The sequence below is a fragment of the Aeromonas sp. 600886 genome (assembly GCF_049174935.1).
Taxonomy (GTDB): domain Bacteria; phylum Pseudomonadota; class Gammaproteobacteria; order Enterobacterales; family Aeromonadaceae; genus Aeromonas; species Aeromonas veronii_A.
Window position 1 is genome coordinate 22,045 of record NZ_JAAKUB010000037.1, and the last position, 6,326, is coordinate 28,370.

The window sequence follows — 6,326 nt, forward strand, 5'->3', positions numbered from 1 at the left end:
GTCATATCCAGTATCAACAGCGCCCTTCAGCACCAAATTAAACGACGACAGATTCAGGCCCAGTCAAGGTTCAAGCGCCTACCGTGTGGCTATCGGACCCTTTCCGATTTCCATAGAACCGACCACAGGTTCGGAAGTGTTTACATCAGAGGAAATAAGGATATGAAAAAGTCTGCACTGACTATGGCCATCTCCAGCTTGCTGCTGGCCAGTGGCGCCCACGCTGCTACCGTTTACAACCAGAACGACACCAAGCTGGATATCGGTGGCCGTGCCCAGGGTGCCTACTACGGCACTGACAACAACAGCGCCGAAGGAGATCAGAGCTACTTCCGTCTGCACGTTGCTGGCGAGACCAAGATCGCTCCCGAGATGAAGGCATTCGGCTTTGCCGAATACAACCTGCCGACCTCCGGTTCTGACAACGATGAACTGCGTTACGCCTATGCCGGCATCCAGCACGATCGCTTCGGTGCCTTCAGTTATGGCCGTCAGGATGGTCTGTTCACCAAGGCCGTAAACAACTATACCGACGTACTGCCCGAATGGGGTGGTGATGGCCTGGGCAAAGATACCGAAGTATTCGGTACCGGCCGTACCAACGGTCTGGCTCAGTACATCTTCAACTACGAAGGTCTGACTCTGGGTGCCCAGTTCACTGGTAACAATAACCCGCAAAATGCTGGCCGCAGCGCCATTGCCGAGTCCTTCAACGGTAACCTCTACAACGGTGAGAGCTGGAACAGCACTGGTTCCAAAGAGGGCTTTGCCTTCTCTGCCAACTATGACTTCGATATGGGTCTGAGCCTGGGCGCTGCATACAACCAGGCTGGCAAAACTGCCGAACAGGCCCGCTACGCAGCCTTCGGCGGCGAGAAAGATGCCAAGCTGATGGGCTTCGGTGCCAAATATGCTGCAGGCGACCTCTATCTGGCGGCAACCTATTCCCACGGTGAGAACCACCTGTTCGTCAACAACGGCTACGCCGAGAAGATGGATGGTTACGAAGCCGTTGCCCAGTACACCATCGGCAAGTTCAAGCCTTCTCTGGCTTACCTGCGCACTGACGTCAAAGATACTGCCCACGGCATTGACGACACCTACACCGAGTACGTATCCATCGGTGCCTGGTACAACTTTACCGAGAACTTCAACGCCTACGTTGACTACAAGCTGAACCTGCTTGACTCTGTTGATGGCAAGTCCACCAACTCTCTGGGCAAGAACACCGACGACGTTGTTGCTGTCGCCCTGCAGTACAACTTCTAAAAGGTTGACTGTCGGTTATACCCTGTGAAACCAATGTCTACTGTTTGAATTTCTTCCGGCCGCTCTGCGGCCGGTTTTTTATTGCGCGTTTTCAGCACCTTGCATATAACTATCGAGCGGATAGCTGTAATTTCAGCCCGTTGGACAAGCAAGGATGCGCAAAGAGGGGAGCAGGGATGACAGAGTTACTCGGAAAACGGTGGGGGCCACTGTGGCCAGTGTTACTGTTGCTGGTGAGCATCGGCTGGAGCGGGAATAGCGCCGCCAGTAGTGAGCGCAACCTCTATCAGCAGCTTGGGCTGGCCGGCAAACTCGACAGACAAACCTTTCAAAAAGCCCTTGTCAGCTATCAAAGCGTACGCAGCAAGCAAAAATCCATCCTGACCATCATTGATTACAGCAAGCCTTCGACTCAGCGCAGGCTGTTCGTCATCGACATGAAACGTCACAAACTGCTTTATCACACCTGGGTCAGTCATGGCCGCAACTCTGGTGAACTGGCCGCAGAGCGCTTTTCCAACCAGCTCAACTCCCGACAAAGCTCCCTCGGTGTCTATCGTACCGCAGAAACCTACTTGGGCAAGCATGGCTACTCCCTGCGGCTGGATGGGCTCAGCCCCGGCAAAAACTGCAATGCCCGCAAACGTGCCATCGTGGTGCATGGCGCCGCCTATGCCAGCCCAAACCATCTCCGCAAATATGACAAACTGGGCCGCAGCTGGGGCTGCCCCGCCCTGCCAAAGGAACAAGCCAGGGCCATCATAGATACCATAAAAGGGGGCAGTGTCATCTACGCCCACGGCTAGCAACGACACCATAAAATACAAGGCCAGCAATCGCTGGCCTTGTTTGTCACGCTCTCACACTAAACGGGACGAGTTATTGGCGCACCACCAGGACCGGGCACGGAGCATGACGCACCACGGATTCGGCAACGCTGCCTACCAGCAGATGGCTGATGCCGGAGCGGCCATGACTCCCCATAACGATCAGTTCAACCTCGTCTTCCTTGGCCTGGATAATGATTTCATCCGCCGCCCTGCCAAAGCGAATATCAAACGTTGCCGGGATAGGCAGGGTTGCAATCAGCTCTTTGAGTTGGGCTCTGGCCTGACGCTCCATTTCGTGAGTGATCTCAACGGCTGTCATATGAAGAATTTTGTAACTGTCAAAGCCGTGCAGTTGGTCTACGACATGGATCAGCTTGAGCTGGGCCTCATGGCTCTGCGCCATGAAGACGGCATAGTCGAGTACCGCACGGGACATTTGGGAAAAATCGACAGGACAAAGCAGAGTTTTGATCGATGGCATAATGCAGTCTCCTCTACTGATTGGGGTACTATTGAATCTTGAGATCATCATAACCATCAGATTGAAAATAACTCTCGACCCTGTCGCAAAATGAACATCAGGGATTTTTTCTGTACGCCGTCGCCATCAATGCCATGGTATAAAGTAGGGTATCAGTGTTTTTCCCTCTGCCCCAACGAGGCCAGCTCTGACCATGCTACGCATCTGTCTGTTGCTCTATTGTCTGTTCACTGCGGCGAATTGCCGGGCAGAGTCTATTGACGTTTATTGCGATGATTGGCCCGGTTTTTGTCAAAAGGATGGCAAAGGCCTCTATCTGGATCTGGTGCGAGCCATCTACCAGCCTCACGGCTATCAGGTAACCCCCCATATTGTGCCCTATAAGCGCGCTCTCGCTGTCATTGCAAAAAAAGGGGGAGATATCGCCATGGGGGTATATCGCGATGAAGTCTCCGGCGTCCAGCAATCTCGCTATCCGGCATCAGCGGATGACCTGACCGTGTTCATGCTCAAGAAATGGCAACCCCAGTGGCAAGGGGAGAAAAGTCTGGAAGGGCAAACCGTGATATGGCGGCGGGGATGGGCATTCGACAAGTACATTGCGGTCACCATGCAGTGGCATGAAATTGACAGCGATGAGCTGGCTCTGCAACTGCTTGGTAAAGAGCGATATCGCTATTACCTCACTGCCGGCGTGCTCTATGTGGATGAGGCTATCCCTCCCGAGCTGCATCGCGTCTTCCTGCGCTGGATCCCGACCTATCCCATTTTTGCCGCTACCCAGCAAGGCAACCGGATGTTACAGCTCTGGGATAAGGGAATGGTTGAGTTGATCCGCAGCGGGGGTCTGGCAGAGATCTATAAGCACTATCAGCTCTATGACTACTATCAGGGTTTTATCGAAGAACTGGAACAGAAAGTGGCTGCCAGCCCTGCAGACTGAATGATAACGTTGCGCTAATTACTCTCCCCTCATTCCCTTGGCCAAGCGGTCATAGAGGATCACATTGACCGAGGCAGCCAGATTCATGCAGCCTTGAGTCGGCACATAAACCACATCTTTCACCGCGCCATAGAGGGCAGGATCGAGCGTGCCATCCTCCGGTCCGAAGATATAGAAGGCACGCTCCGGATGAACATAGTCTGGGAGTGGCGTAGCGCCGTCGATCAGATCGACCACCACGGGCACGCATCCCTGCGGGATAAACGCCATCAGATCATCCACCCCGAGCAGCGGGATCTTCTCCACCATCTGCTTGGTATCAGTGGCAAAGCGGCGCGCCAGCTCGAAACGGTTGCCGGTGTAGTAGACCTCGTCCACCCCGTAACAACCCGCAGCCCGCATCACAGAGCCGACATTTTCCGGAGACTTGGGATTGACCAGCCCCACGCAGCAGAATGCACTCTTTTCCATCATCTCTCCTCATCTTGCGGCGGCCATTATAAGCCGTTGCAAGGCCACCGACCCGTTAAAAGTCCCCTCCCCGGCTAAACCGCTTGCCAACCCAGCTTTGAATGTCGATTTTTTGTGCGCAAGCCGACAAATTTTGTACAAGTAGATAGCCAACAAACGTTTCCCAGCAATAATGGACAAACGTTTGTAAATGGATGTTTGTCTATGACTGAGCGTGAACAAGAGATCCTCGCCCTGCTGCGTCAGGATCCCATGATTGCCCAGCAGGAGCTGGCCGATCGCCTTGGCATCAGCCGCTCCGCGCTGGCCAGCCACATCTCAAGCCTGATCCGGCAGGGATATGTGCAAGGCAGAGGTTATGTACTGCGAGAGGGCCCCTACGTAGTGGTGATCGGCGGTGCCAATATGGATATTTGCGGCACCAGCCACGACAACCTGCTGCTCGGCGACTCCAACCCGGGCAAGGTGCGCACCTCGGCCGGTGGTGTCGGCCGCAATATCGCCGAGAATCTGGCGCGGCTCGGCAGTGATACCCGGCTGCTGACTGCAGTCGGCAACGACCAGTATGGTCATCATCTGCTGGAGGTAAGCCAGCGGGCCGGCGTCGATGTGCGCCAGACTCTGGTGCTCGATGGCCACACCACCTCCTGTTATCTCAGCCTGCATGATGGCAGCGGCGAAATGAGCTGCGCCATCAACGACATGGCCATCATAGAGCAGCTCACTCCTGCCCGCCTGACCCCACTCGGTGGCTTTCTCGGCGGTGCCCGGCTCTGGGTGCTCGATACCAATCTGGCCATCCACACCCTCGACTGGCTGTTTGAACGGCAAGGTGATCACGCCATCTTTGTCGATACCGTTTCGGTGGCCAAGGTGGAGAAGATCCGCCCCTGGCTCGGCAAGATCCACACCCTCAAACCCAATCGCAGCGAAGCCGAGCAGCTGTGCGGCATGACCATCGCCGGGCCCGAAACCTGGCCCATGGTGGCCGCCTGGTTCCACCGCGCCGGGGTCAAGCGGCTGTTCCTCAGTCTGGGTGAACAGGGGATCTTCTACAGCGATGGCGAGCAGCAGGGCCACCTGCCGGTGCTGGGCAGTCCGGTACTCAACGTCACCGGCGGCGGGGATGCCTTTATGGCTGGCCTCTCCCACGCCTGGCTGCAACAGCTCGACATTGCCCAGACCACCCGCTTTGCCCTGGGCTGTGCCGCCCTCACCGTCAATTGTTCCGATACCGTTTTTTCCGGTCTGAGCAAGACCGCCGTTGACCGCATACTGGAGGAGTACTCATGCTGAACGCTTACCTCGATATCCAACCGGAAGTCGCTGCCGCGCTGGCTGTCGGCAAACCGGTGGTCGCCCTCGAATCCACCATCATCTCCCATGGCATGCCCTATCCGCAGAACGTGGAGACGGCCCGTCAGGTGGAGCAGGTGGTGCGCGATAACGGCGCCATTCCGGCGACCATCGCTATTCTCGACGGCCGCCTCAAGGTGGGTCTGGATGCCGGTGCGCTGGAAGCGCTCGGCCGGGCAGGCCACAGCGTGACCAAGTGCAGCCGCCGCGATATTCCATTTGTGCTGGCACGCAAGGGGATGGGGGCTACCACGGTCGCCTCCACCATGATCATCGCCGCCATGGCGGGGATCCGGGTCTTTGCCACCGGTGGTATCGGCGGGGTACATCGCGGCGCGCAGGAGACCTTCGATATCTCAGCCGATCTGCAGGAGCTGGCACAAACGCCGGTGGCCGTAGTTTGTGCCGGTGCCAAGTCGATCCTCGATATCGGCCTGACCCTGGAGTATCTGGAGACTCAGGGCGTGCCGGTGATCGGCTATCAAACCGAGGGGCTGCCCGCCTTCTACACCCGCGAGAGCGGCTTCAAGGTCGATTATCGCCTCGATACCCCGGCGGCCATCGCCGAGGCGCTGCGCCTCAAGTGGGAGCTGGGACTGGCGGGCGGCGCCGTGGTGGCCAACCCCATCCCGACCGCACACGCCATGCCGAAAGCTGATATCGACGCAGCCATTGCCCAAGCACTGCGTGAAGCGGATGAGCAGGGGATCAAGGGCAAGGCGTCAACCCCCTTCCTGCTGGCCCGCGTCTGCGAGCTGACCGGCGGCAACTCACTGACGGCCAACATTCAGCTGGTACTGAACAACGCGGCGCTTGGCGCCCGCATCGCCGCCGCGCTTTAATTGCACACCGATACCTCGCCATGTAAAAGAGGGCCTCGCGGCCCTCTTTGTTGTTTTTGTCCCGTCCTGAATATGGTTTACACCTTTCCCCCCAATAAATGGAGAACCCGATGGGACAAGGTGTGAAACGGACA

General features: G+C 56.8%; 7 protein-coding genes. 5 read left to right on the top strand and 2 right to left on the bottom strand.

Annotation, left to right across the window (positions count from 1 at the left end):
* The first annotated feature begins 162 nt into the window (after positions 1–162).
* Together G5179_RS20030 and G5179_RS20035 are read left to right on the top strand one after the other, a co-directional pair.
* A complete protein-coding gene (locus G5179_RS20030; RefSeq protein WP_216952975.1) occupies positions 163–1,269 on the top strand; it encodes a porin in 1,107 nt (368 codons plus the stop codon).
* Positions 1,270–1,445: 176 nt separating this feature from the next.
* The gene (locus G5179_RS20035) at positions 1,446–2,075 is read left to right on the top strand and encodes a murein L,D-transpeptidase catalytic domain family protein (RefSeq protein ID WP_216952974.1); all 630 of its coding nucleotides are present in this window, start codon (positions 1,446–1,448) and stop codon (positions 2,073–2,075) included.
* Positions 2,076–2,148: 73 nt separating this feature from the next.
* Here G5179_RS20035 and G5179_RS20040 read toward each other — a convergent pair whose 3' ends face one another.
* Positions 2,149–2,580: a universal stress protein gene (locus tag G5179_RS20040; protein WP_216952973.1), complete on the bottom strand. Its 432-nt coding sequence runs from the start codon at positions 2,578–2,580 to the stop codon at positions 2,149–2,151.
* A 193-nt stretch (positions 2,581–2,773) separates the two neighbouring features.
* Here G5179_RS20040 and G5179_RS20045 point away from each other — a divergent pair, with 193 nt between their 5' ends.
* Positions 2,774–3,523: a substrate-binding periplasmic protein gene (locus G5179_RS20045; protein WP_421203526.1), complete on the top strand. Its 750-nt coding sequence runs from the start codon at positions 2,774–2,776 to the stop codon at positions 3,521–3,523.
* Positions 3,524–3,541: 18 nt separating this feature from the next.
* Here G5179_RS20045 and G5179_RS20050 read toward each other — a convergent pair whose 3' ends face one another.
* Entirely contained in the window at positions 3,542–3,994 is a 453-nt protein-coding gene (locus tag G5179_RS20050; RefSeq protein WP_100653003.1) for an RNA methyltransferase, read from the bottom strand.
* Between the two features lie 204 nt (positions 3,995–4,198).
* Here G5179_RS20050 and G5179_RS20055 point away from each other — a divergent pair, with 204 nt between their 5' ends.
* Both G5179_RS20055 and G5179_RS20060 read left to right on the top strand, forming a co-directional pair.
* Positions 4,199–5,290 (top strand): PfkB family carbohydrate kinase, encoded by a 1,092-nt coding sequence (locus G5179_RS20055; RefSeq protein WP_421203524.1) that lies wholly within the window; start codon positions 4,199–4,201, stop codon positions 5,288–5,290.
* Positions 5,284–6,192 carry a pseudouridine-5'-phosphate glycosidase gene (locus tag G5179_RS20060; RefSeq protein ID WP_421258985.1) on the top strand — a complete coding sequence of 303 codons (909 nt, stop codon included), beginning with the start codon at positions 5,284–5,286 and terminating at the stop codon, positions 6,190–6,192. Before G5179_RS20055 ends, G5179_RS20060 begins: the two co-directional genes overlap by 7 nt.
* Positions 6,193–6,326 lie beyond the last annotated feature (134 nt).

Coding starts and splice junctions, on each gene's coding strand:
- G5179_RS20030 (WP_216952975.1), top strand. CDS start 163: ATGAAAAAGTCTGCACTGACTATGGCCATCTCCAGCTTGCTGCTGGCC.
- G5179_RS20035 (WP_216952974.1), top strand. CDS start 1,446: ATGACAGAGTTACTCGGAAAACGGTGGGGGCCACTGTGGCCAGTGTTA.
- G5179_RS20040 (WP_216952973.1), bottom strand. CDS start 2,580: ATGCCATCGATCAAAACTCTGCTTTGTCCTGTCGATTTTTCCCAAATG.
- G5179_RS20045 (WP_421203526.1), top strand. CDS start 2,774: ATGCTACGCATCTGTCTGTTGCTCTATTGTCTGTTCACTGCGGCGAAT.
- G5179_RS20050 (WP_100653003.1), bottom strand. CDS start 3,994: ATGGAAAAGAGTGCATTCTGCTGCGTGGGGCTGGTCAATCCCAAGTCT.
- G5179_RS20055 (WP_421203524.1), top strand. CDS start 4,199: ATGACTGAGCGTGAACAAGAGATCCTCGCCCTGCTGCGTCAGGATCCC.
- G5179_RS20060 (WP_421258985.1), top strand. CDS start 5,284: ATGCTGAACGCTTACCTCGATATCCAACCGGAAGTCGCTGCCGCGCTG.